Raw genomic sequence first — 24,163 nt, 5'->3', positions numbered from 1 at the left:
ACTGCCAACCATAACCGACAGGGAAGACAGATGTTCAAACCAATGAAACTTGCCGTTGCGGCGCTGGCGCTGGTGCTGGCCGGACCGCTGGCGGCGCAGGACGGCGAGCCGCAATCGGGCGGCACGCTCAACGTCGTGGTGCAGCCTGAGCCGCCCAGCCTGATGATCGGTCTCATCCAGAACGGCCCGACCCAGATGGTCGCCGGCGACATCTACGAGAGCTTTCTGCGCTACAATTTCGACCTGACGCCCGAACCGCAGCTGGCCGAATCGTGGGAGATTTCCGACGACGGCAAGACCTACACCTTCCATCTGCGCGAAGGCGTGGTTTTCCATGACGGCGAGCCGTTCACCTCCGAGGATGCGAAATTCTCGATCGACGTGTTCCTGCGCGAGACGCACAGCCGCATGCGCACCTATCTGGAGCATGTCGAAAGCATCGAAACCCCCGACGATCACACCATCGTCTTCAACCTCAAGAACCCCTTCGGCCCCTTCCTCGGCATCTTCGAGACCGGCACGGCCCCGATGCTGCCGAAGCATATCTACGAGGGCACCGATTTCGCCAACAACCCGGCCAACAACACGCCCATCGGCACCGGCCCCTTCAAGTTCGATGAGTGGGTCAAGGGCAGCTATATCCACTTCGTCAAGAACGAAGACTATTACATGGACGGCTTGCCCTACGTGGACGAGGTCTATTACCACATCATCCCCGACGCGGCCTCGCGCGCGGTGGCCTATGAAACCGGCAAGGTCGATGTGCTGTCCGGCGGCTCGATCGAGAATTTCGACGTGCCGCGCGTGCGCGAGATGGACAATACCTGCGTCACCGAAAAGGGTTTCGAGTATTTCGGCCCCCATTCGTGGATCTGGATCAACCTGAACAACAAGCCGCTGGATGACCTGAAGGTGCGTCAGGCGATGATGCACGCGCTGGACCGCCAGTTCGCGCGCGATGCGCTGTGGAACGGTCTGGGCAAGGTCGCGACCGGCCCCGTGTCCTCGGCGACCAAGTTCTATGCCGAGGATACGCCCGACATCGGCTATGATCCCGAAAAGGCCAAGGCGCTGCTGGAGGAATCCAGCTATGATGGCGAGACGATCCGCCTTCTGGGCCTGCCCTACGGCGAGACGTGGCAGCGTTGGGCCGAAGCGGTCAAGCAGAACCTGACCGAGATCGGCATGAGTGTCGAGATCGTCCCCTCGGACGTGGCGGGCTGGAACCAGAAGGTGTCGGACCGCGATTTCGATCTGGCCTTCACCTATCTCTACCAGTACGGCGATCCGGCGCTTGGCGTCTCGCGCTCCTACATGGGCGACAATGCCGAGCCGGGCAGCCCGTGGAACAACGTCGCCAACTACCAGAACCCCGAGCTGGACAAGCTCTGGGACGAGGCCGCGCTGATGGCCGACCCCGAAGAGCGCCGCGCGGCCTACAAGACCATCCAGGATCAGATCGTCTCGGACGTGCCGAACCTGTGGCTGCTGGAGCTGGGCTTTCCGACCATCTATCGCTGCAACATCAAGAACCCGGTCAACACCGCGTTCGGCGTGAATGACGGCTTCCGGTTCGTCTGGATCGACCAGAAATAAGGGTTTCGGCCCTCCGGTCCGGGGCGCTGCGGTGTCCCGGACCCATCTGACACTCAACGAACGGGGCAGCAAGCGTGGTACGTTTCATCCTGGGCAGGTTGGTCAAGGCGGTCTTCATCCTTCTGGCCATTCTTGTCTTCAACTTCCTGCTGATCCATGCCGCCCCCGGCGATCCCGCCGCCGTCATGGCAGGCGAGGCCGGCGCCGCGGACGAGAAATTCCTCGCCGATCTGCGCCAGCGCTTCGGCCTTGACCAGCCGCTTTATGTGCAGCTTTGGATCTATATCAAGGGCGCGGTGCAGCTCGACCTTGGCTATTCCTTCCGCCAGCAGATGCCGGTGGCCGAGCTGATCGGCGACCGCCTGCCGGCCACCCTGCTGCTGACCGGTGTCGCCTTCGTTCTGTCGCTGGTGCTGGGCGTCGTGGCGGGCGTTGCCGCCTCCGCCCGTCAGGGCAGCTGGGGCGACACGATCATTTCCACCCTCGCGCTGCTCTTCTATGCCACCCCGCTCTTCTGGGTCGCGCTGATGGCGGCGCTGGTGTTCTCGGTCTGGCTGGGCTGGCTGCCCGGCTTTGGCTATTCCACCATCGGCGCGGGCTATACCGGCCTCGCGCATGTGCTGGACGTGGCCAAGCATCTGGTGCTGCCCGCCACCACGCTGGGCCTGTTTTTCACCGCGATCTACATGCGCATGACCCGCGCCTCGATGCTGGAGGTCAGCCGCCTCGATTTCGTGAAAACCGCCCGCGCCAAGGGCCTCAAGCGCCGCGTGATCCAGCGCCGGCACATCCTGCGCAACGCGCTGCTGCCGGTGATTACCCTCGCGGGACTGCAAGCGGGCCAGATTTTCGGCGGCGCGATCCTGACCGAGACGGTGTTTGCATGGCCCGGCATCGGCCGCCTGATGTTCGAGGCGATCAACCAGCGCGACTATAACGTCATCCTCGGCGTCTTCTACATATCGGCGGCCATGGTGCTGCTGTTCAACCTGATCACCGATGTCGTCTATGTCATCATCGACCCGCGCATAAGGCTGACGGCATGAGGGATTTCTGGAAACGCTTCCGCTATAACCGCGGCGCCGTCATCGGCCTGTTCATTCTGGCCCTTGTCATCATTACCGCCATCCTCGCGCCCATCGTCTTTCCGCAAAGCCCGTGGAAGATGGTGCAGCGCCCGTTCCTGCCCCCGTTCGAGCAGGAAGGATTGCTGCTGGGCACCGATGCGCTGGGGCGCGACGTGCTGGCCGGGCTGGCGCATGGCGCCTATGTCAGCCTTCTGGTCGGGCTGGTGTCCACCATCGTGGCGCTGGCCATCGGCGTGCCGGTGGGCGCCTGCGCCGGGTATTTCGCCGGGCGCATCGACGACGCGCTGATGCGCTTTACCGAGTTCTTCCAGACGATCCCCAGCTTCGCGCTGGCCATCGTGCTTCTGGCGATCTTCCAGCCCAGCCTGACCTTCGTCATCATCGCCATCGCGGTCGTCTCATGGCCCCCCGTCGCGCGCCTCGTGCGCGGCGAGGTCCTGAGCCTTCGCACCCGCGAATTCGTCGAGGCGGCAACGCTCTCGGGCCTTGGCAACACGCAGATCATCCTGCGCCACATCCTGCCGAACGCCCTGCCCCCGATCATCGTGCTGGCCTCGCTGATGATCGCCCAGGCGATCCTGCTGGAAAGCTCGCTGTCCTTCCTCGGGCTGGGTGATCCCAACATCATGTCATGGGGTTACATGATCGGCGCCGCGCGCACCGTCATCCGCACCGCATGGTGGCTGTCCTTCCTGCCCGGCATGGCGATCCTCTTGACCGTGCTGGCGCTGAACCTGATCGGCGAGGGCCTGAATGACGCGCTCAACCCCCGTTTGACGAGGAAATCCGAATGAGCCTGCTGCAAATCCGCGACCTTGCCATCGCCCTGCCCGAAGGCGCCGATCGCAAATATGCCGCGCAGAACATCAATTTCGACCTCGATAAGGGCGAGATTCTCTGCATCGTCGGCGAATCCGGGTCCGGTAAATCCATGTCCGCCAACGCGGTCATGGGCCTGCTGCCGCAGGGCGTCAAACCCGTGGATGGCACGATCACCTTTGACGGCAGGCCGATCCTTGGCCTTTCGGAAAAAGAGATGCTGAAACTGCGCGGCAGCCGCATTTCGATGATCTTTCAGGAACCGCTGAGCGCGCTCAATCCCCTGATGCGCGTCGGCGCCCAGATCGCCGAAGTGTTCGAGGCGCATGGCGCCCTTACCGGCACCGAGCGCCGCAAGCGCGCGCTGGAGCTCTTGCACGAGGTCGGCATCCCGGACCCCGATGCGGCGATCCGCGCCTATCCCTTCCAGCTGTCCGGCGGGCAGCGCCAGCGCGTGATGATCGCCATGGCGCTGGCGCTGGAGCCCGATATCCTGATCGCGGACGAGCCGACGACGGCGCTCGACGTGACCACGCAGGCGCAGATCCTGAAACTGATCGAGGATCTGCGCCAAAAGCGCGGCATGGCCGTCATCTTCATCACCCATGATTTCGGCGTGGTTGCCGACATCGCCGACCGCGTCATCGTCATGCAGACCGGCAAGATCGTCGAATCCGGCACCGCGGACGAGGTGCTCTTGAGGCCCCAGCACCCCTATACCCGCGCCCTGATCGACGCGATTCCCCGCCTGACCCAGCGGAAAGAGGCCGAGGAGCAGACGCGCGCGCCCATCCTGACCGTCGAGGGGCTGCAGAAAACCTTCTCCACCGGCTCTGGCAAGCTGTTCGGCAAGCGCCGCGTGGTCAAGGCGGGGCAGGACGTCAGCTTCGAGCTGTTCGCCGGGGAAACCATCGGCATCGTGGGCGAATCCGGCTCGGGCAAATCCACCGTGGGCCGCTGCCTCGTGCGGCTTCTGACGCCCGATGGCGGGCGCGTCATGGTGGACGGCGCCGACATTGCCCATATGTCCGGCACCGAGCTGCGCGAGAGGCGCCGCAACCTTCAGATGATCTTTCAGGATCCCTATTCCTCGCTCAACCCCCGCGCCCGCGTGTCCCGCATCCTGACCGAGGGGCTGATCGCCTACGGCACGCCCAAGCGCGAGGCGCAGGAAAAGGCGCGCGAGCTGCTGGAGCTGGTCGGCCTTGACGCCTCGGCCATGAACCGGTTTCCGCATGAATTCTCCGGCGGCCAGCGCCAGCGCATCGGCATCGCCCGCGCATTGGCGCTGGACCCGAAAATCATCATCGCGGACGAGGCCGTATCGGCGCTGGACGTCTCCATTCAGGCGCAGGTGCTGGACCTTCTGGCCGATCTGAAGACGCGGCTGGACCTGTCGATGCTTTTCATCACCCACGATCTGCGCGTCGCCGCGCGCATCTGCGACCGGATCATCGTCATGCAAAAGGGCAAGATCGTCGAGGCGGGCCCCGCGGGCAAGGTGCTGCACAATCCCGACACCGAATACACCCAGTCGCTGCTGGATGCGATACCGGGGCAGGAATACGAGCGCGCGCTGGAAGGCGCAAGCTGACCGCGCGGCCCGCAATTTTGACCAAAAGTTAAATTTCAGGCCCCGGCGCCGATGTCCTCTGTTGACGGGTGCCGCCAAACTGGGCCTATTGTCCGGGGCCGACACCGAACCGCACATTCAGGGCGGACGGTAGCGCACGCGTCACGAAACCGTTTCATTCACCAGATAAGGACGCGGCGTGGTTTTCCAAACATGCCAAGGGAGAAAGACATGAAAAGCATTTTGTTCAGACTGACCGCAGGCGTCGCAAGCGCCGCGTTGCTGGCCGGCGCCGCGCAGGCCGACACGCTGCGCCTGCTGACATGGGGCGGCTACGCCCCCGACAACGTCATCGCCAAGTTCGAGGAAGAGACCGGCCACAAGGTCGAGGTCACGATGTCCAACAACGAGGAAATGATCGCCAAGCTGCGCGCCACCGGCGGCGGCGGCTTTGACCTCGCCCAGCCCAGCCAGGACCGCATCGAAGGCCCGCAAAAGGAATTCGGCATCTACAAGCCGCTCGACATGAGCCAGATCAAGACCGAGTTGTTCACCCCCTCCATGCTGGAGGCGACCAAGAAGAATTCGACCGTCGATGGCGAAATCTACGCCGTGCCGCATATCTGGGGCACCAGCGGCCTGATCGTGAACACCGCCGAGGCCGACGGCGTCAAGGATTACACCGACCTGTGCGATCCGTCGCTGGAGGGCAAGGTGTCCTACCGGCTCAAGCGGCCGACGCTGATCGGCTTTGCCTTCTCGATGGGTCTCGACCCGTTCGAGGCCTACGGCGACGAGGCCGCCTATACCGAGATCATGGAGCAGGTCGAGCAAAAGCTGATCGAGTGCAAGCCCGTGGTCAAGACCTACTGGTCGGGCGGTGACGAGCTGCTGAACCTCGTGCGCTCGGGCGAGGTTGTCGCCGCGATGGCATGGGATACCGGCGGCTGGAAGCTGAACAGCGACAACGCCGACATCAACTTCGTCGCGCCCACCTCCGGCGCTCTGGGCTGGATCGACACCTTCGTTCTGCCCGCCAAGGGCAAGTCCGATCAGGCGGCCTATGATTACATCAACTTCGTGATGCAGCCCGAAATCGCCGCGATGATCACCGAATCCGCCGGCAATTTCACCGCCTCCAAGGGCGCGGACGAGTTTGCCTCGGACGAGCTGAAGGCGCAGTATCAGGGCAGCTTCCCGGCCGAGGCCGTGGACAACATCAAGTGGTATCCCCCCGTCCCCGCAGGTCTGGAAGCGATCGAGGGCGGCATCCTTGACCGCGTGAAGGCCGCGCAATAAACGATCCCGGCGGGCGGCCCGGTCCGGGCCGCCCGCCCCCTATACGGAAATACCCATGACCTCCGCACCAGATCTGGAATGCACCGCCCTGACGCGCCGCTTTGGCGAAACGCTGGCGGTCGATGATGTCTCCTTCTCGGTGCCTGCCGGGTCTTTTTTCTCGATCCTCGGCCCGTCGGGCTGTGGCAAGACGACGATCATGCGCATGATCGCGGGCTTTCTCGAACCCACCTCCGGCGATATCGCGATCAAGGGCCGCTCGGTTCTGGACGTGCCGCCCAACAAGCGCCCGGTGAACATGGTGTTTCAGCATCTGGCCCTGTTCCCGATGATGAATATCGAAGGCAATATCGGCTATGGCCTGCGCCGCGCAGGCATGTCGAAAGCCGACATCGCCCGCAAGGTCGACGAGGTGCTGGAGCGCATCGGCCTGCCCGGTATCGGCAAGCGCAAGGTGGATGAGCTGTCCGGCGGCCAGCGCCAGCGCATCGCCATCGCCCGCTGCATGGTGCTGGAGCCGGACGTTCTGCTGCTGGACGAGCCGCTTGGCGCGCTGGATCTGAAGCTGCGCGAGCGCATGAAGATTGAGCTGAAATCGCTGCAGGCCGCGTTCGACACCACCTTCGTCTACATCACCCACGACCAGTCCGAGGCGCTGGTGATGTCCGACCGCATCGCCGTCATGAACAAGGGCCGGTTCGAGCAGGTCGGCACCGGGCAGGATCTTTACTACCGGCCCGAGACGTCCTTCGTCGCCAGCTTTGTCGGCGACAGCAACCGCTGGCGCGGCACGGTCGAGCGGGTGGAGGGCGGCACCGCGCAGCTGCGCACCGACACCGGTCTGACCATGCGCGCCGCCGCCAAGGGAGGGGCCGCCAAGGGCGCCGCCGTCGACATCTTCGTGCGCCCCGAGGCGATCCGCATCGGCCGAGATGCCGCCGATCTGGCGCAGTTCGACAACCAGCTTTCGGGCACCGTCGGCAGCCTGCTGTTCAACGGCGCCGCCAGCCGCATCATCGTCACCAGCGACGAGACCGGCGGCGAACTGGAAGTCACCCTGCCACAATCGGGCGAATTCGCCGACCTCACGCGCGGCGCGCCCATCCATATCGGCTGGTCCGCCGCGCAGGCGAACTGCTTTGCCGCGGGCGAGGGCTAGGGCATGGCCGCCAGCGCGCGCCTTGGATTCATCCTGCTGCTGATGCCGCTCCTGCTGTGGCTGACGCTGCTGATCATCATCCCGCATGTCGACATGCTGATGCTGTCCCTGCGCGAACGTGTCGGCGTCGGCGAATATGAAACCAGCATCGCCAATTACAAAACCGTCCTGACCGAGCCGCTCTATATGCGCACCTTCATGCGCACGGCGGTCATGTCGATCCTGGCCACCCTCATCACCCTGCTGATCGCCTTCCCGGTCTCCTACTACATCGCGAAAATGGTGCGCGGGCGCGCCCGCTCGGTCCTGTTCCTGCTCTGCCTCATCCCCTTCTGGGTGTCCGAGCTGGTGCGCACCTTCGGCTGGATGATCCTCCTGCGGGAAACCGGCGTCATCTCGCAATTCCTGCAATGGTCGGGTCTGGTCAGTGGCCCGGTCGAGATGCTCTATAACGACGCCGCCATCATGACCGGCCTTGTCTATACGTCGATGCTGTTCATGGTCGTCCCGCTGGTCACGACGCTGGACAGCCTTGACGACGCGGTGATCGAGGCGGGCTATGACCTCGGCGGTTCCGGCTGGTCGGTGATGCGCGAGATCGTGATTCCCCACGCCGTGCCCGGCATCGTCTCGGGCTGCATCGTGGTGTTCATGCTGTCCTTGGGCAACTACCTGACCCCAACCATGCTGGGCGGCAAGGACAGCCTGTGGTTCACCGAGATGATCTATTCGCAATTCATCGTCCGCTTCAATTGGGAGCTGGGGGCGGCCTTCGGCTTCATGCTGCTCTTCGCCTCAAGCTTCATCATCTGGGCAATGCTGCGCCTGACGGGCCAGACGCTGGAAAGGACGATGGGATGATCCCGACCATCCCCACCCCCCGCGCGCTGCGCGTCATCTGGACCGGCTATGTCGCGCTGTTCTTCGTCTATCTGGTGCTGCCTCTGGCCGTCGTCGCCGTCTTTGCCTTCAACGACAGCCAGTTCCCCTCGCTGCCGTGGCAGGGCTTCACGCTGGACTGGTTCTTCGGCAAAACCGCGCCCAAGATCGGCGTCTTTCACGAGCGCAGCATCCTTGGCGCCATTGCCACATCCGCCATCGTCGGCGCCTGCGTCGCGGTGCTGTCGGTGGCGGTCGGCACGTCCAACGCGTTCCTGTTCAACCGCTACAAGTTCCGCGGGCGCGGCGTGCTTTACGTGCTGATGCTGTTGCCGCTGGTGGTGCCGGGGATCGTGCTGGGCATCTCGATCCTGGTGTTTTCCTCGACCGTGGCCAACGGGCTGTGGGACACCGCCAAAATCGACGCGGTGTTCCTGCGCCCCGGCCTCGTGCTGGTGGTGCTGGGGCAGTTTTCCTTCATCACCACCATCGCGACGCTGGTGATCTCGGCCCGCCTGCAGAAATTCGACCAGTCGCTGGAGGAGGCAGCGCTGAACCTTGGCGCCAATCGCCTGACGGCGGTGCGCACCATCACCATTCCGTTCCTGATGCCCGCCATCGTCGGCGCGGGCGTGGTCGCCTTCCTGATGAGCTTCGAGAATTTCAACACCACGCTGATGCTGGTCGGCTCGGATGCGCCGCTGACGATCGCGATGTTCGACCGGCTCAAGGAAGGCTCGACACCGCTGCTGAACGCGGTGTCGCTGCTTTTGATGCTGGGCTCATCGCTGCTCGCGTTGACCCTTATCGCGTTCCAGAAACGCAGCTGACCTTAAATCAGCCGCACCTGCGTGCCGACGGGGCAGAGCCCGAACAGCTCTTCGATCTTTTCATTATAAAGACCGATGCAGCCGTCCGACGACTTGCGCCCGATCTTGCGGGTGTCATGGGTGCCGTGGATCAGGTAGGCGGGCCAGTCAAAATACATCGCATGTGTGCCCAGCGGGTTGTCGGGACCGGGCGGCATATAGTGATATTCGGGATAGCGCTCCATCATGGATGCCGTGGGCGTCCAGTCGGGGCCGACCTTCTTGCGCACTATCTTGGTATAGCCGCGCTTGGTCAGATCCTCGCTGATCGGGACAGATGTCGGATAGACGCGATAATCGCTGCCGTCGCCGCTCCAGAAATGCAGCGCGCGCGAGGCGGTATCGCACACGATGGTGGCAACGCCCAGATCGTCGAAGTGATCCTGCCAGTTCTGCACCGTAAAGCTGGACGCGTTGCGCCGGCTGGCGCCTTCGGCCCGCAGAATGTTCGGCGTCGCCAGACCGACCGTTGCGGCCAGACCGGACAACAGCGCGGCGCGGCGTGTCACAAGAGGTTTCATCGATCTTTTCCTTTCTGCTCCGTCTTCTCCCGTCCAGACAGATCGCACCAGCCTTAAGCCCAGCTTAAGACCGCCTGACGCACGCCCTTGGAGTGATTTTCAGAGCAAGATGCGGCTCTAATCCGCGACCGAGACACTATATCCCGCCCGCGCCAGCCACTCCGGCGCGATTTCGATGCCCCAGCCCGGCGCATCGCTCACGGTGGCGTGTCCGTCCTCGATTCGGTAGGGGTCGGAGGTGAACAGCCCCTCCTGCCACGGGTAGTAATCCGCGCCCTCGATGCTGAACTCCAGGTATTTCCCGGCATTGGGAATCGCGCGCAAAAGATGCATGGTGAACAGCGTGACCAGCGACAGGTTGGCGCAATGCGGCGTCACCGGCAGCCGCGCCGCCTCGGCCATGCGCACCACGCGCAAGGTGCGCGCGATGCCCCCCAGATAGAGGATATCGGGCTGCACGATATCGACCGCGCGCATGTCGATCATGCGCCGCCATGTCGGCAGATCGCAATCCTGCTCGCCGCCCGTCACGTCGATATCCAGCGCCTCGGTGACCTGCCGCGTCTGCTCCAGCTCCCAATAGGGGCACGGCTCCTCATAATGGGTGAATCCGTGATCCTCCAGCATCCGGCCCACTTCGATGGCGCGCTCGGGCGCATAGCAGCTGTTGGCGTCGATCAGCAGGGCGGCATCCGCGCCCATCTCTCGGCGCATCAGGGGAATGATCTCCTCGGTGCGGCCCGGCCATTCGTCGCGGCCGCCCCACCTCGGCGCCCGCGCGCACCTTGAACGCGTCAAAGCCATGCGCATCGCGCAGCCGCTTCATGCGCTCGGCCTCATCTTTTGGCGTGATGTCGCGCTTCATCGAGCTGGCATAGGCGCGGATGCGCCCCGGCGTGCCGCCCAGCAGCTCCACCACCGGCTTGCCCGCAACGCGCCCGCGCAGATCCCACAGCGCGGTGTCGAACCCCGCCATCGCCCGGCGCAGGTAGGAGCCGGGGAATTTATGCTCGCGCTCGGCCACCAGATCCAGCAGATCGTCCAGATCGGTGCTGTCCTGCCCCAGCACATGGGGCGCCACCTGCCGGTGCAGCACCATGCAGGTGATGTCCGAATGATAGGTCGAAACCTGCCCCCAGCCGATGCTGCCATCCTCGGCCGTCAGCCGCACGAAGCCGACGAATTCGGTGGTGAATGTCTCGATCTTCGTGATTTTCATCTGTCTCTATCCTTGGGTAATCAGGTCAAACGCGCGCTCGCCCACCATCACGGCGGGGGCGTTGGTGTTGCCCGTGGGAATGGTCGGGAAAATCGAGGCATCGGCAACGCGCAGCCCCGCCACCCCATGCACCCGCAGATCCGGCCCGACGACCGACGCGGCGGCGTCCTGCCCCATCCGGCAGGTGCCGCATTGATGGAACACCGTCCATGCCTCTGCCCTTGCGAAATCAAGGATCTCGTCATCGGTGACGCAATCGGGGCCGGGGTCCAGCTCTGTCTCGATGACGTCCTTCAGGGCAGGCATCGACGCGATGCGCCGCACCTCGCGCGTGCCGGCGATCATCAACCGGCGGTCGTGTTCGGTCGCCAGATACCCGCCGCGCATCACCGGCGCCGCCAGCGGATCGCGGCTGCGCAAGGTGACGCTGCCCCGGCTGGTGGGCTTGGCAGGATTGAAGCCGAGCCGCACCGCCGGGAAGGGATCGGGGCTCATCAGGGGCCGCTTGCCCGTGGGCGCGCTGGAATAGCTGAGCGGCGAGAAATAAAGCTGCGTGTCGGGCGGGCCGTCGCCGCCCGCCAGCCGGATGAACCCGCCGCCCTGATTGAGGCTCATCGCCAGCGGGCCGCGCTGCGCCGCGACATATTGCATCCCCGCCAGCGCCTTGCCCCACCACGGGCGCAGCACCTGGTTGAGGCTGGGCACGCGCGTGCGGAACAGGTGATCGCTGCCCAGATGATCCATCAGGTTCCGGCCGACATGGGGCGCGTCCTGCACCACCTCGATGCCATGGTCGCGCAGATGCGCCGCCGGGCCGATCCCCGACAGCATCAGCAGCTGCGGCGAGTTGATCGCGCCGCCGCACAGGATCACTTCGCCCGCGCGGGCGGTCTGCGCCCTGCCCCTCTGCACATAGTCGATGCCGGTGGCACAGCGCCCTTCCATCACGATTCGCGTCGCCATCGCGCCGCAGACGATGCGCAGGTTCGGCAGCTTGCGCGCGGCGCGCAGATACGCTTGCGCGGTCGAGGCGCGCCGCCCGCCCGCCGTGCTGATCTGGTAGAACCCCGCGCCTTCCATGGCGGCGCCGTTGTAATCGGTGTTGGTGGGGATGCCGGCCTGCTCGGCCGCGCGGACATAGGCACGCGTCAGCGGATGCATCGCGCCGCCCATATCCGTCACTGACAAGGGCCCGTCGCCGCCCCGATGCGCGCAGGCTCCGCCTGTCCAGCGCTCGATCCGGCGGAACACCGGCACCACGTCCTCCCAGCCCCAGCCGGGCGCGGCGGCGCCCCATTCGGCGTAATCGGCCGGATGCCCGCGCACCCAGACCATCGCGTTGATCGCCGACGAGCCGCCCAGAACCTTGCCGCGCGGCCAGTAGATGCGCCGCCCGTTCAGCTCCGGCTCGGGCTCGGTCGAGTATTTCCAGTTGAACCGCGCATCATGGAACACCTTGCCATAACCAGCGGGATGGTCACCCAAGGATGCCGCCCCGCGCCGCCGGCCTCCAGCAGCAGGACGGATTTGCCCGCCCCCGCCAGCCTTGCCGCCAGCGCCGCGTCGGCCGATCCCGCGCCGACGATGATGTAATCATGCCGCTCCATCGGGTCAGGACTTGCCGCGGCCAAAGAGCGACGCAAGGACCATCATCAGGGTCGTCACAAGGATCATGAGGGTCGAGATCGCGGCAATCGTCGGGTCGATCTGGTCGCGCAGCGCGTTGAACATGTTGCGCGTCAGCGTCGGATTGTCGCCGCCCGAAATGAACATGGCGATCACCACCTCGTCAAAGGAGGCAAGGAAGGACAGCACCATCGACGTGACCACGGCAAAGCGGATCTGCGGCAGGGTAATCGTCAGGAACGCGCGCCAGCGCGGCGCGCCCAGCGACCGCGCGGCGTTCTCCTGGTTCATGTCATACCCCTTCAGCGCCGAGCCGGTGACGATCACCACCAGCGGGATCGCCAGCAGCGTATGCGCCAGCACAAGGCCGGTGATCGTGTAAAGGATCTGCAATTTGACATAGGCATAGAACGCACCGACCGCGATCAGCACGACAGGCACCATCATCGGCGTGATCAGCATGACGAACGCGGCCCGCACATAGGGCAGCTTCGACGCGTGCAGCGCATAGGCCGCCAGCACGCCGATCGGGGTCGCGACCAGCATGGTCAGCACCGCGGTTTTCACCGATGTGACGGTGGCCAGCATCCATTCGTCCGAGCCGAAATAGTGTCTGTACCAGCGCAGGGACCACGTCTCGGGCGGGAATTCCAGGTATTGCGAATCCGAGAAGGACATCGGGATCACCACCAGCGTGGGCAGCACCAGCAGCACCATGACGATGCCCGCAAACACGTAGAGCCACAGGCGCTGGCCATGGGTGACTTGTGTCTCTGATGCGGGGGATTTCAGCCAGTTCGCCATGTCTTAATGCCCCCCGCCCGTCATCTGCTCCAGCTTCAGGAAGCGCGAGGCGATCCACAGGATCACCGCCGTCATCAGCAGCAGCACCACCCCCAGCGCGCTGGCCGCGCCCCAGTTCACGAACAGCTCGATGTTCGAGACGATCTTCATCGACACCATGATCACGCGCCCGCCCCCCAGCACCGCGGGCGTGACGAAAAACCCGAGGCAGAGCACGAACACCATCAGCGATCCCGCAAACAGGCCCGGCGTGCTGAGCGGGAAGAACACCGTCCAGAACGCCCGGCGCGGGCTGGCGCCGAGGTTCGAGGCGGCCTTCAGGTAATCGCCGTCGATGGCCCGCATCGCGCCGTAGACCGGCAGGATCAGGAAGGGCAGCATGATATGCACCATGCCGATCAGCGTGCCGGTCATGTTATGCACGAATTTCAACGGCTCGTCCCAGAGGCCCAGGGAGATCGCCCACTGGTTCACAAGCCCCTGTTTCTGCAGCAGCACGAGCCACGCGTAGGTCCGCACCAAGAGCGAGGTCCAGAAGGGCAAAAGCACCGTTATCAGGCACAGATTTGCCCATTTCACCGGCAGTTGCGACATGAAATAGGCCAGCGGATAGCCGATGAGGATGCACAGGCCCGTGGTCAGGATGCTCACCTGAAAGGTGGTGACGAAGATGCGCGAATAGGATTTGCGCGCCACCATCCGCTCGTAATTCTCCAATGAGAAATTGCCGTCCGCGCCGATGAAGGAGACGTAGAACAGCCATCCCACCGGGATCACGAGGATCACCAGCACCAGCAGCAAGGCGGGCGAGCTGAGGCCGAAAAGGCGCCAGCGTTCGGCGCGCTCGTCCCGGCGCAGTCCGGCGGCGTTCATGTCCGCGGCGGCCATCTAGGCGTCCTCGCCCGCGATGACGACCGTATCGGCCCGGTGCAGGCCCAGTCGCGCGGTATCCCCGGCGCGCGGCAGGTTCTGATACGTTCCCTCGCGGATCGCGCCGCGCACGGCAATCTCGCTGCCGTCCTTCAGCCGTGCATAAAGCAGGTAACTTTCGCCCTGATAGACCAGCTCGGTCACCGTCGCCTCGAAGATATTGGTATCGTCGGGCGTCTCGCCATTCAGCAGGCGGGCGCGTTCGGGCCGGATCATCAGCAGCAGGGCATCGGCGTCCGGCACCGCGCCGTCCATCCGGATCGCCATATCGCCGAACGTCACCCCTGCCCCGTTTCGCGTCACGGGAAGGAAGCTGGAATCGCCGATGAAATCCGCGACAAACTTGTTCTCGGGCCGGTCATAGAGCTGCTGGGGCGCGGCCAGTTGCATGATGCGGCCATGGTTCACCACGGCGATCCGGTCGGACATGGTCAGCGCCTCGCGCTGGTCGTGGGTGACATAGACGGTGGTCATGCCCAGCTGTTCGTGCAAATGGCGCAGCTCGATCTGCATGCGGTCGCGCAGCTTCTTGTCCAGCGCGCTCAGCGGCTCGTCCATCAGCAGGATCCGCGGCTCGAACACGATGGAGCGGGCCAGCGCGACGCGCTGTTTCTGCCCGCCGGACAGCTGCTCGATCCCGCGTTTGCCGTAGCCGCCCAGTTGCACCAGATCCAGCGCGCGCTCGATCCGGTCGGCCATTTCGGCCTTGGGCGTGCCGCGCAGACGCAGGGGATAGCCGACATTGCCCGCCACGGTCATATGCGGAAACAGCGCGTAGTTCTGGAACACCATGCCGACCCCGCGCAAATGCGGCGCGGTGCGGATCATCTCGTCCTCGCCGAATTTCAGACTGCCCTTGTCGGGCCGGGTAAAGCCCGCCAGCACCATCAGCAGCGTCGTCTTGCCGGACCCGGACGGGCCGAGCAGGGTCAGAAACTCGCCGCTTTTCACATCGAGCGAGACATCGTCCAGCGCGCGCACGCGGCCATAGGTCTTGGTCACGCCGCGCACGGTGATCGGCAGGGCGTCGGGTTTGGTGGTCAAATTCTCGCTCCCTCGTCGGTCATGTGGTCCCGGATGGCCATGGGCGGGCGCGCCGCCCATGGCCGTGATGCCGGCCTATTCGGTCAGCATTTCCTGATACATCTCGGCCGCGATCTGCTCCCACTCGGCATACCATTCCAGCGAGATGGGCAGCTGCATGTCCATATTCGCGGGCGAGGATGGCAGGGTCGCCGCCACCTCTTCGCTGATCTCGCCGGTGTCGTAGGCGTCCGAGTTCGTGGGGCCGTAGGTGATGTATTTCGGCAGATCGTCCTGATACTCCGCCTTGGAGATTTCGGCGATGAACTGCATCGCCAGATCCTTGTTCGGCGCGCCCTTGGGAATCGCGAAACAGTCGTAGTCCAAGAGGCCCTGATCGTAGAAATAGGACACCTTGGCGCCATCGGCGGCGGCATTGTCGAACCGGCCGTTCCAGCCGGTGGTCATGTCCACCTCGCCATCCTTCATCAGCTGCGCGTGCTGCGCGCCCGAGGACCAGAAGACCGCGATATTCGGCTTCAGCTCGCGGATCTTGTCCAGCGCCCGCTCGATCCCCTCCTCGCTGCTCAGCTCGGCATAGACATCCTCGGGGGCGACACCCAGCGCCATCATCGCAGGCTCCAGCGCACCCGAGACGGTGCCGCGATAGGCGCGCGAGCCGGGGAATTTCTCGGTATCCCAGAAATCGGCCCAGCCTTTGGGACCATCCTCGCCGTATTTGTCGGTATTGAACGCGGGCACGACCGAGAAGACATCGCCGCCCACGCAATATTCGCTATAGAACGCGTCGGGGAAGTTGCTGACGTCGATCACGTCGTAATCCAGCGGCTCCAGCAGCCCCTCGGCGCCCGCGCGCGCGGCTGATCCCGATCCGCTGGCGACCACGTCCAGCGTGACCTGGCCCGAGGACACCTGCAGGCGCACATCCGACATGCCACCATAGGTTTCCTGCTTGATCGTGTTGCCGGTCGCGGCCTCATAGGGTTCGAACAGGGCCTTGCTCTGGGCGTCCTGATACGACCCGCCCCAGCTGGCAACGGTCAGTTCCTGGCCTTCTGCCAGCGCGGTGGTGGCCAGCAGCGATGCGGCCAGGGTGAGTGTCGTCCGTTTCATTATAGTCTCCTCCATCTGTTGCAATATGGCCCCGGTTTTCCGGTGGCCGTCCTTAGCCCGCCATCGCACGCTCCCTCTGGCGGGTGTCGTTCCAGCGATACCAGGCGACCGCGGCGGGCAGGAACCAGGGCCGCCCGGTGTAAAAGGGCCGCGTGGGAAAGGGCAGATCGTCGAACGCCGTGCGCCCCTCGGCCAGGCCCAGTATCTTCTGGCCCATGCGCATTCCCAGATAGGTGGCCATCGACACGCCCGAGCCGCAATAGCCCATGGCATAATGCATGCCCTCATGCGTGCCGGTATGGGCCAGCTCGTCAAAGGTATAGGCGACCGTGCCCATCCAGCTGTGGCTGATGCGCGTGCCCGCCAGTTCGGGAAAGATCCGGCACATGTCGGCATGCAGGCGCGGGCCGGAAATGCGCGGATCGGTCTCGGCGGCGGACACCCGCCCGCCGAACAGAACGCGCGTGCGGTCGGGCGAGGCGCGGTAGTAATAGATCACCTTGCAGGTATCGCTGGCGATGCGGTCCGTCGGAAACAGGCGGTCCATCGTCTCGCGGGGCAGCGGCTCGGTCGCGATGACATAGCTGCCGATGGGAATGACGCGGCGTTGCTGCCAGGGCGTCAGCCCGGTGGTATAGCCATTGGTCGCAATCGCCACGTCGCGCGCGCGCACCGTGCCGCGCGGCGTTCGGATCTCGAACCCGCCGGGCGTGCGCGTGATGCCGGTGACCGGCGTCTGTCCCAGCACCTGCGCGCCCGCATCGCTGGCCGTGCGCAACAGCCCGTGATGATAGCGCGCCGGATTGACCGACGCATGCGCCGGAAAGAGCGTTCCGCCATGATAGACATCCGTTCCCAATTCGCGCCGTTGCTCGGCGCGCGGGATCATGTGCGCCTCGATCCCCTCGCGGCGGCTGAGCAGCTCGGCGTCGCGGGCAAGCGTTTCGTAGGCGGCGGGGGTGTGGGCGGCGTGAAAACGGCCCGCGCGGCGAAAATCGCACGCGATCCCTTCGGCGGCGATGCGCTCCTCGATATAGGCCAGCGCGGCCTTGCCCTCGGCGCGGATCGCCGCGCCGCGCTCGGGACCGTGGCGCGCGGTCAGCTTGTCCAGCGACGGCTTGATCGAGGTGCTGATCTGCCCGCCATTGCGCGTGCTGCACCCCCAGCCGGGCGTCTCGGCCTCCAGCACAAGGGTGCTGCGCCCGGCGCGCGCCGTCTCGATCGCGGCATTCAGCCCGGTATAGCCGGAGCCGACGATCGCCACATCCACCTGCCGGGGCAGGACCTGTTGCGCCAGCTTTGGCGCCGCCAGACCGTCCAGCCAGTAAGAGCTGTCGCGCCACCCCTCGGCCCAGACATCGCCGCCCTGATTGTGTTCCGACGCCATATCGCCCCCCTTGCATGGCTGCCCATCCGGGAAGCCTAGAAAGAGCTTTTGAATATATCAATTCAATATAAAATATAGTTTCATTCGATTTCTTTATGCAGCGCCGCCACGGGACACGCCATGAGCCTCAAGATCCGCCATCTGGAAGTCTTCAATGCCCTGTACGAGGCCGGCTCGGTCAGCCAGGCGGCGCTGCGGCTGAACCTGACGCAGCCGGCGGTCAGCATCGCGCTGAGCAATCTGGAGGATCAGCTGGGTTATCGCCTGTTCCACCGCAATCGCGGCTTTTTCGCCCCCACGGCCGAGGCGGCGCAGCTGCGCGGCGAGATCACCCAGGGGCTGATGGCACTGGCCCGGATCGACCGGCGCGCCGACGAGATCCGGCAGGGCTGGGCCGGCGGGGTCAGCATCGCCACCAACGGGGTGATGGCCATGAACCTGCTGCCGCGCGCGATTGCCGCGTTCCAGACCGATCATCCCGGCACCCATATCGAGATGCGCGTCCACTCCTCGCGCCAGATCGCCGACTGGACGGCCAGCGGGCAGATCGACATCGGGCTGATCGACGCGCCCGTTCCCGCCGCCGGCCTGACGGGCGAGACATTCGCGATGGAATGCGTCTGCATCATGCCGCAGGACGATCCGCTGGCCGCGCATGAGGCGATCACGCCCGCCAATCTGGCGGGGCGCGCGATTGTCGGCGTCAACGGCGATCACGTGGTCGACCGGCAGCTGAAACAGCTGATGTTCGATGCCGGGATGCCGCTGGGATACACGTCCTTCAGCTATTATTTCGCCATCGCGCGCAACATGGTCGCGGCGGGCAGCGGGCTGTCCATCATCGATCCGATCAACGGCAAGGCCGATCTGCATGACGGCGTCATCTGGCGCCCCTTCGCGCCGCGCATCGTGCACGAGACGGTGATGATCGCCTCGCGCGATCATGCGCCGGGGCAGGGACGCGCGGAAATGCAGGACCATATCCGCCGCGCCGTGGCGCCGTTCACCCTTCTGCCGGACTGACGCGAAACGCTTCAGGCGGCGGCGCGCATGTCCGACAGGATGTCGGCGGCGATGCGGAAGGATTCCATCCGCGCGTCATGGTCGTGGATCTGGCCGGTCAGGATGATCTCGTCGGGGGCATAGCGCTCGATCATCGCGTTCAGCTGCGCCCGGACGGTGTCGGGCGCGCCCACGGCAGAGACGCGCAGCGCATGATCGACGGCCCGCGTCATATCGGCGCCGATCGCCGCCTCGATATCATCGACCGGCCTTGGCAGCTTGCCGGGCTGGCCCGTGCGCAGCCGCGCGAATGCCTGCTGCATCGAGCTGCGCAGATATGTCCCCTCGGCGTCGGTCGCGGCGGCAAAGACGTTGGCGGCCAGCATGAAGCGCGGGCGGTCCAGATGCTCGGACGGCTCGAATTGCGCACGGTAAAGCTCCAGCGCGCGCTCCAGCGCGTCGGGCGCGAAATGTGACGCAAAGGCATAGGGCAGGCCCAGATGCGCCGCCAGCTGCGCGCCATAAAGGCTGGAGCCGAGGATCCACACCGGCACATGCGTGCCCTGGCCGGGATGCGCCTGCACCGGCGCGCCGGGCCGCGCGGCGCCCAGATAGCCGATCAGCTCCATCACGTCGTCGGGAAAGCTGTCGCTGCCCATGCCGCGCCGCAGCGCGCGCGCCACCGCCATGTCGCCGCCCGGCGCACGCCCCAGCCCCAGGTCGATCCGGCCGGGATGGATCGTCGCCAGCGTGCCGAACTGCTCGGCAATCGTCAGCGGCGCGTGGTTGGGCAGCATGATCCCCCCGGCGCCCACCCGCATGCGGCGCGTCGCGTCGGCGATATGGCCGATCAGAACCGATGTGGCGGCGCTGGCGATGCCGGGCATGTTGTGATGCTCGGCCAGCCAGAACCGGTGATAGCCCCAATCCTCGGCCGCCTGCGCAAGGCTTTTGCTGTTCGCGATCGCGGCGGCAGTGTCCGAGCCTTCGGGCACCGGGGCAAGATCGAGCACGGAATATTTCATGGCGGCACCTTTGTCTGCGTCAGCCCATGATGTGGGGATGACCGGGCAAACGTGCAAGCCGCCCCGACCGCTCAGGCGGCGCCCGTCTGCGCCCGCACCCAGCCGGCGAAGGCGCGCGATGCGGGGGTTGCGTCGGCCTTGGGCGGCGGGATCAGGTAATAGCTCTCCGAAAGCGGCGGCGCATGGCCGAAGGGCTGCACCAGCCGCCCGTCCGCCAGCATGTCCGCCACCAGCGTGTCATGCACCATCGCCACCCCCGCCCCTTCCAGCGCCGCGTTGACCGCGATCCCGAAGGTCGAGCCGCGGTTGACCTCGGCCCAGCGGGCAAAGGGGCGCGCCTGCGACTTGTACCACGCCTCCCACGTGCCGGTCAGGCCCGAGCATTCAAACAGCGTGGCGCTGTCCAGATCGTGGGCGCCGCCCTGATAATCGGGACGGCAGACCGGATAGAACCGGTCCCGCGTCAGACGCTCGGCCCCATGGGGCGCGTCGCCCTCGCGGGCAAAGCGGATTTCCAGCGATGTCGGCTCCGTATTGCGCTCAGGATCCCAGATCGGCGTGACGATGTTCAGCGCAATCCCCGGATGCGCCGCCTGAAACGCCTTCAGCCGCGGCGTCAGCCAGAACAACGCAAAGCCAAGGTTGCATTGCACGATCAGCGATTTGCCCCGCGCCTCGCTGAACACCGACCTTGTGCCGCGCTCCAGCGTGTCGAACGCCTCGCGCACCGTGGGCAGGTAATTGCCGCCCGCCTCCGTCAGGGCCAGCGCGCGGGTGCGCCGGATGAACAGATCGCGGCCCAGATACAGCTCCAGATTGCGCACATGCTGGCTGACCGCGGGCTGGGTCAGGCCCAGCTCCTGCGCGGCAAGGGTAAAGGACAGGTGCCGCGCCGCGGCCTCGAACGCGCGCAGCCATGTCAGATGGGGCAAGGGATTGGGCTGCATGGCGGATCTTTCATTAGCAATCCTTATGCCATGGCGTATTATCCATCATTTGTAAACGCTTGGCCCTTTTGGCATCAGGCGGACCAAACCACCGAGGAGCACAAGATGAGCCAGCCGCACACCACCCCCAACCTCGCCCACTGGGCCGAGCGCGCCGATATGGCCGCCGCCTTTCGCTGGACCGCGCGGCTGGGCCTGCACGAGGCTGTGGCCAACCATTTCAGCCTTGCCGTGAACGAGGACGGCACGCAGTTCCTGATGAACCCCAACCAGATGCATTTCAGCCGCATCCGCGCGTCCGATCTGCTGCTGCTGGATGCCAACGACGCGGGCGCGATGGACCAGCCGAACGCGCCGGATCCGACCGCGTGGGGCCTGCATGGCTCGGTCCACCGGCATGTGCCGCATGCGCGCTGCGTGATGCATGCGCACTCGATCCACGCCACCGTGCTGGCCAGCCTTGCCGACAGCCGCCTGCCCCCGATCGACCAGAACTCGGCCACGTTCTTCAACCGCTACGCCATCGACGATCAATATGGCGGGCTGGCCTTCGAAGAGGAGGGCACGCGCTGCGCCGGGCTGCTGGCCGATCCCAAGGTGCGGGTGCTGATCATGGGCAATCACGGCGTGCTGGTGATCGGTGACGGCGTCGCCGATGCCTTCAACCGGCTCTATTATTTCGAGCGCGCGGCCGAGACCTATATCCGCGCGCTGCAAACCGGCCAGCCGCTTCGCGTGCTGCCGGACGACATCGCCGAAAAGACCGCGCAGGAGCTGGACGCCTATCCCGGCCAGGCCGATGCGCATCTGAGCGAGCTGAAGGCGATCCTGGACGCCGAAGGCTCGGACTACGACACCTGAAGACCTGTTACCGGAGTATTTACCATGACCCAATCCCTGCGCCTGGCCGAAAAGGGCCTTTTCGTGCCGCTGAACGATGGCGAGACCTATTTCAACTATCACTGGCTGCGCGACGCCTGCCCCACCGCGATTGACCCGCAAACGCGCGAGCGTGTGTTCGACATCTCGTCGCTGGAAAGCGGCCCTGTGGCGGCGGCGGCGCAGATCGACGGCGATACGCTGGTGATCGACTGGGCGCATGAGGCGCACCAGACCCGCCTGCCGCTGGCGCAGCTTCAGGATTTCGCCGATCACGGGCGCAAGCCCGACCCCGCCGACCTGCCGCGCAAGCTGTGGTATTCGGACGGCTATGACAGCTTCCGCCGCGTGCGGCAGGCCGATGTCACCGGCACCGACGAGGGCCGCGCCGCGCTGTCCCGCGCGCTGGTCGAGGATGGAGTCGCGCTGGTCACCGACATGGAGAACAGCGACGAAAGCCTGACGCGGCTGGTCAACAGCCTTGGCCCGGTCACGCCCTCGGCCGAGGGCGATCATTTCGAGGTGCGGCTCGAAATCGCGCCGACGAACCTGGCCTTCACCGCCGGCCCTCTGGAGATGCACACCGACCTTCCCGGCGAGGAGACGGCCCCCGGCGTGCAATTCCTGCATTGCCGCGAGAACACCGTCGATGGCGGCCGCAGCCTGTTTCTCGACGGCGCTGCCGTTGCCAAGGCCCTGCGCGAGGAAGACCCGCAGGCGTTCGATCTGCTGGCCAGCCACGACATCCCGTTTTTCTACCGCCATGACGGCTGGGATTACCGCGCCCATCAGCGCGTGATCGAGCTCGACGCGCGCGGCAACGTGGCGGGCGTGACCCTGTCGCAGCATCTTCAGGACGATATCGACCTGCCGCAGGATCTGCTGGACGATTACTATCCGGCGCTGTGCAAGTTCATCCGCATGATGCAGCAGGATCGCTTCCTCTGCCGGTTCCGCCTCAACGCGGGCGAATGCATCGTCTTCGACAACCACCGGATCGTCCACGGACGCGAGGCGTTTTCCGCCGAAAGCGGCGCGCGCCACCTGCGCGGCTGCTACACCGACCGCGGCGCGACATGGAGCACCTATCGCACCTTGGCGGCCAAGGGAATCACCGGCGAACGCATGGACCGCGCCAGGGCCGCCTGAACGAATATCGGAAAAGTTCCCGTTTTTATTTGAAAATCTTTCCCGCCGGAGGTGTTGAACCTTCGGCGGGTTTTTGCTTGGTTGCACCCTGATTTACGGATTGACCGAAGAAAGAGGAGATGACGACATGAAAAAGTATCTGCTGGGAACCGCAATCGCCCTGACCCTGCCCGCCGCCGCGATGGCCGCCGAAGACTGCGGCGAGGTGTCGATGGCCGAGATGAACTGGGCCTCCGCCAAGATCGTGGTCGCAACCTCGAAATTCCTGCTGGAGCAGGGCTATGGCTGCGACGTCAAGGTCGTGCCGTCCGATACCACGCCCGCCGTCACCTCGCTGTCCGAAAACAACGAGCCGGACATCGTGCCGGAAATGTGGCCCAACTCGGCCGGGGACGTCTATGACAAGCTCAAGCAGAACGGCAAGATCGTCGAGCTGACCAGCGTGCTGGATCCCGGCGGCGTCGAAGGCTGGTGGCTGCCCTCCTACCTGGTCGAGGAGCACCCCGAGCTGAAGACCATCGACGGCGTTCTGGCCAATCCCGAACTGGTCGGCGGCATGTTCAACAACTGCCCCGACGGCTGGGGCTGCCGCATCGCCAGCGACAACCTGGCGCGCGCCTTCGATCTGGAAGGCAACGATATCGAGGTGTTCAACCACGGCTCGGGCGAGACGCTGGCAACCTCGATGGCCTCCGCCTTCGAAAGCAAGGAACCGTGGTTCGGCTACTACTGGGCGCCCACCACGCCCCTGGGCAAGTATGACATGGTCAGCGTCGATCTGGGCGAATTCGACGAAGCGGCGCATGAGAACAACCAGAACGCCAATACGCCCGACCCCAAGCCGTCGGCCTTCCCGACCGCGCCGGTCCTGACCATCGTGACCAAGGATTTCAGCGAACAGCATCCCGAAGAGACGCAGCTGATGACCAACATCACCTTCAAGACCGACACGATGAGCAGCCTTCTGGCATGGCAGGATGAAAACAACGCCACCGCCGAAGAGGCTGCCGTCTATTACCTGCAGAACAACAAGGACGAGTGGAGCGGCTGGCTGAACGACAGTGCCACCGAAAAGCTGTCCAAGCTGCTGCAGTAACCGCACGGGTTCCGGGGGCGTCGCCATCACGGCGGCGCCCCTTTTTGCCCTCCGATGACCTGACGAAAGCGTTTCGTATCCCGCGAAACGCTTTCGTGATCACCGGCAACATCTGCACCGGCAACATCTGCACGGACGC

The 24,163-nt window shown here is 65.0% G+C and carries 20 protein-coding genes and 2 pseudogenes; 12 read left to right on the top strand and 10 right to left on the bottom strand.

Annotated features, from left to right (window positions below):
• Window positions 1-30: 30 nt before the first annotated feature.
• The 8 genes from DC366_RS15470 (at window position 31) to DC366_RS15435 (ending at window position 9,243) form a co-directional block, all read left to right on the top strand.
• Window positions 31-1,596 (top strand): ABC transporter substrate-binding protein, encoded by a 1,566-nt coding sequence (locus tag DC366_RS15470; RefSeq protein WP_243405162.1) that lies wholly within the window; start codon window positions 31-33, stop codon window positions 1,594-1,596.
• Window positions 1,597-1,670: 74 nt separating this feature from the next.
• Window positions 1,671-2,642, top strand: coding sequence for an ABC transporter permease (locus DC366_RS15465; protein ID WP_108693127.1), 972 nt, complete (start codon window positions 1,671-1,673; stop codon window positions 2,640-2,642).
• Complete coding sequence (locus tag DC366_RS15460) at window positions 2,639-3,478, top strand: ABC transporter permease (RefSeq protein ID WP_108693126.1); 840 nt, start codon at window positions 2,639-2,641, stop codon at window positions 3,476-3,478. Before DC366_RS15465 ends, DC366_RS15460 begins: the two co-directional genes overlap by 4 nt.
• Window positions 3,475-5,097 carry an ABC transporter ATP-binding protein gene (locus DC366_RS15455; protein ID WP_108693125.1) on the top strand — a complete coding sequence of 541 codons (1,623 nt, stop codon included), beginning with the start codon at window positions 3,475-3,477 and terminating at the stop codon, window positions 5,095-5,097. Before DC366_RS15460 ends, DC366_RS15455 begins: the two co-directional genes overlap by 4 nt.
• A gap of 210 nt (window positions 5,098-5,307) precedes the next feature.
• Window positions 5,308-6,375, top strand: a complete 1,068-nt coding sequence (locus DC366_RS15450; RefSeq protein WP_108693124.1) for an extracellular solute-binding protein — start codon at window positions 5,308-5,310, stop codon at window positions 6,373-6,375.
• 55 nt (window positions 6,376-6,430) lie between these two features.
• A complete protein-coding gene (locus tag DC366_RS15445; RefSeq protein WP_108693123.1) occupies window positions 6,431-7,534 on the top strand; it encodes an ABC transporter ATP-binding protein in 1,104 nt (367 codons plus the stop codon).
• A 3-nt stretch (window positions 7,535-7,537) separates the two neighbouring features.
• Complete coding sequence (locus DC366_RS15440) at window positions 7,538-8,395, top strand: ABC transporter permease (protein WP_108693122.1); 858 nt, start codon at window positions 7,538-7,540, stop codon at window positions 8,393-8,395.
• The gene (locus DC366_RS15435) at window positions 8,392-9,243 is read left to right on the top strand and encodes an ABC transporter permease (protein WP_108693121.1); all 852 of its coding nucleotides are present in this window, start codon (window positions 8,392-8,394) and stop codon (window positions 9,241-9,243) included. Before DC366_RS15440 ends, DC366_RS15435 begins: the two co-directional genes overlap by 4 nt.
• Before the next feature lie 2 nt (window positions 9,244-9,245).
• On the opposite strand, the gene DC366_RS15430 is transcribed toward DC366_RS15435, so the two are convergent.
• The 8 genes and pseudogenes from DC366_RS15430 to DC366_RS15395 all read right to left on the bottom strand — a co-directional run bounded on the left by DC366_RS15430 (window position 9,246) and on the right by DC366_RS15395 (window position 17,926).
• Window positions 9,246-9,803: a L,D-transpeptidase gene (locus DC366_RS15430; RefSeq protein WP_108693120.1), complete on the bottom strand. Its 558-nt coding sequence runs from the start codon at window positions 9,801-9,803 to the stop codon at window positions 9,246-9,248.
• Window positions 9,804-9,920: 117 nt separating this feature from the next.
• A pseudogene (locus DC366_RS15425) lies at window positions 9,921-11,022 on the bottom strand (mandelate racemase/muconate lactonizing enzyme family protein).
• 6 nt (window positions 11,023-11,028) lie between these two features.
• Window positions 11,029-12,629, bottom strand: a pseudogene (locus DC366_RS15420) (GMC family oxidoreductase).
• Window positions 12,630-12,633: 4 nt separating this feature from the next.
• Window positions 12,634-13,452: an ABC transporter permease gene (locus tag DC366_RS15415; protein ID WP_108693119.1), complete on the bottom strand. Its 819-nt coding sequence runs from the start codon at window positions 13,450-13,452 to the stop codon at window positions 12,634-12,636.
• A 3-nt stretch (window positions 13,453-13,455) separates the two neighbouring features.
• Entirely contained in the window at window positions 13,456-14,340 is an 885-nt protein-coding gene (locus DC366_RS15410; RefSeq protein ID WP_108693118.1) for an ABC transporter permease, read from the bottom strand.
• Window positions 14,341-15,426 (bottom strand): ABC transporter ATP-binding protein, encoded by a 1,086-nt coding sequence (locus DC366_RS15405; RefSeq protein ID WP_243405161.1) that lies wholly within the window; start codon window positions 15,424-15,426, stop codon window positions 14,341-14,343.
• A gap of 75 nt (window positions 15,427-15,501) precedes the next feature.
• On the bottom strand, window positions 15,502-16,539 hold the full coding sequence (locus tag DC366_RS15400; RefSeq protein WP_108693116.1) for an ABC transporter substrate-binding protein: 1,038 nt from the start codon (window positions 16,537-16,539) through the stop codon (window positions 15,502-15,504).
• 52 nt (window positions 16,540-16,591) lie between these two features.
• Window positions 16,592-17,926, bottom strand: a complete 1,335-nt coding sequence (locus DC366_RS15395) for an NAD(P)/FAD-dependent oxidoreductase (protein WP_108693115.1) — start codon at window positions 17,924-17,926, stop codon at window positions 16,592-16,594.
• A gap of 120 nt (window positions 17,927-18,046) precedes the next feature.
• Between DC366_RS15395 and DC366_RS15390 the strand changes: the two genes are divergently transcribed.
• Window positions 18,047-18,949, top strand: coding sequence for a LysR family transcriptional regulator (locus tag DC366_RS15390; protein ID WP_108693114.1), 903 nt, complete (start codon window positions 18,047-18,049; stop codon window positions 18,947-18,949).
• An 11-nt stretch (window positions 18,950-18,960) separates the two neighbouring features.
• Here the strand turns inward: DC366_RS15390 and DC366_RS15385 are convergent, their stop codons facing one another.
• Complete coding sequence (locus DC366_RS15385; protein ID WP_108693113.1) at window positions 18,961-19,953, bottom strand: LLM class flavin-dependent oxidoreductase; 993 nt, start codon at window positions 19,951-19,953, stop codon at window positions 18,961-18,963.
• Between the two features lie 71 nt (window positions 19,954-20,024).
• Window positions 20,025-20,900, bottom strand: coding sequence for a LysR family transcriptional regulator (locus tag DC366_RS15380; protein ID WP_108693112.1), 876 nt, complete (start codon window positions 20,898-20,900; stop codon window positions 20,025-20,027).
• Between the two features lie 105 nt (window positions 20,901-21,005).
• On the opposite strand from DC366_RS15380, the gene DC366_RS15375 reads away from it, so the two are divergent.
• From DC366_RS15375 to DC366_RS15365, 3 genes are all read left to right on the top strand, one after another.
• A complete protein-coding gene (locus DC366_RS15375; RefSeq protein ID WP_108693170.1) occupies window positions 21,006-21,761 on the top strand; it encodes a class II aldolase and adducin N-terminal domain-containing protein in 756 nt (251 codons plus the stop codon).
• A gap of 24 nt (window positions 21,762-21,785) precedes the next feature.
• Window positions 21,786-22,928: a TauD/TfdA family dioxygenase gene (locus tag DC366_RS15370; protein WP_108693111.1), complete on the top strand. Its 1,143-nt coding sequence runs from the start codon at window positions 21,786-21,788 to the stop codon at window positions 22,926-22,928.
• A 127-nt stretch (window positions 22,929-23,055) separates the two neighbouring features.
• A complete protein-coding gene (locus tag DC366_RS15365) occupies window positions 23,056-24,024 on the top strand; it encodes an ABC transporter substrate-binding protein (RefSeq protein ID WP_108693110.1) in 969 nt (322 codons plus the stop codon).
• Window positions 24,025-24,163 lie beyond the last annotated feature (139 nt).

The organism is Pelagivirga sediminicola, from assembly GCF_003072125.1.
Lineage (GTDB): Bacteria > Pseudomonadota > Alphaproteobacteria > Rhodobacterales > Rhodobacteraceae > Roseovarius > Roseovarius sediminicola.
Note: the sequence above shows the minus strand (reverse complement) of the source record. Positions and strands in the feature narration are given on the sequence as shown.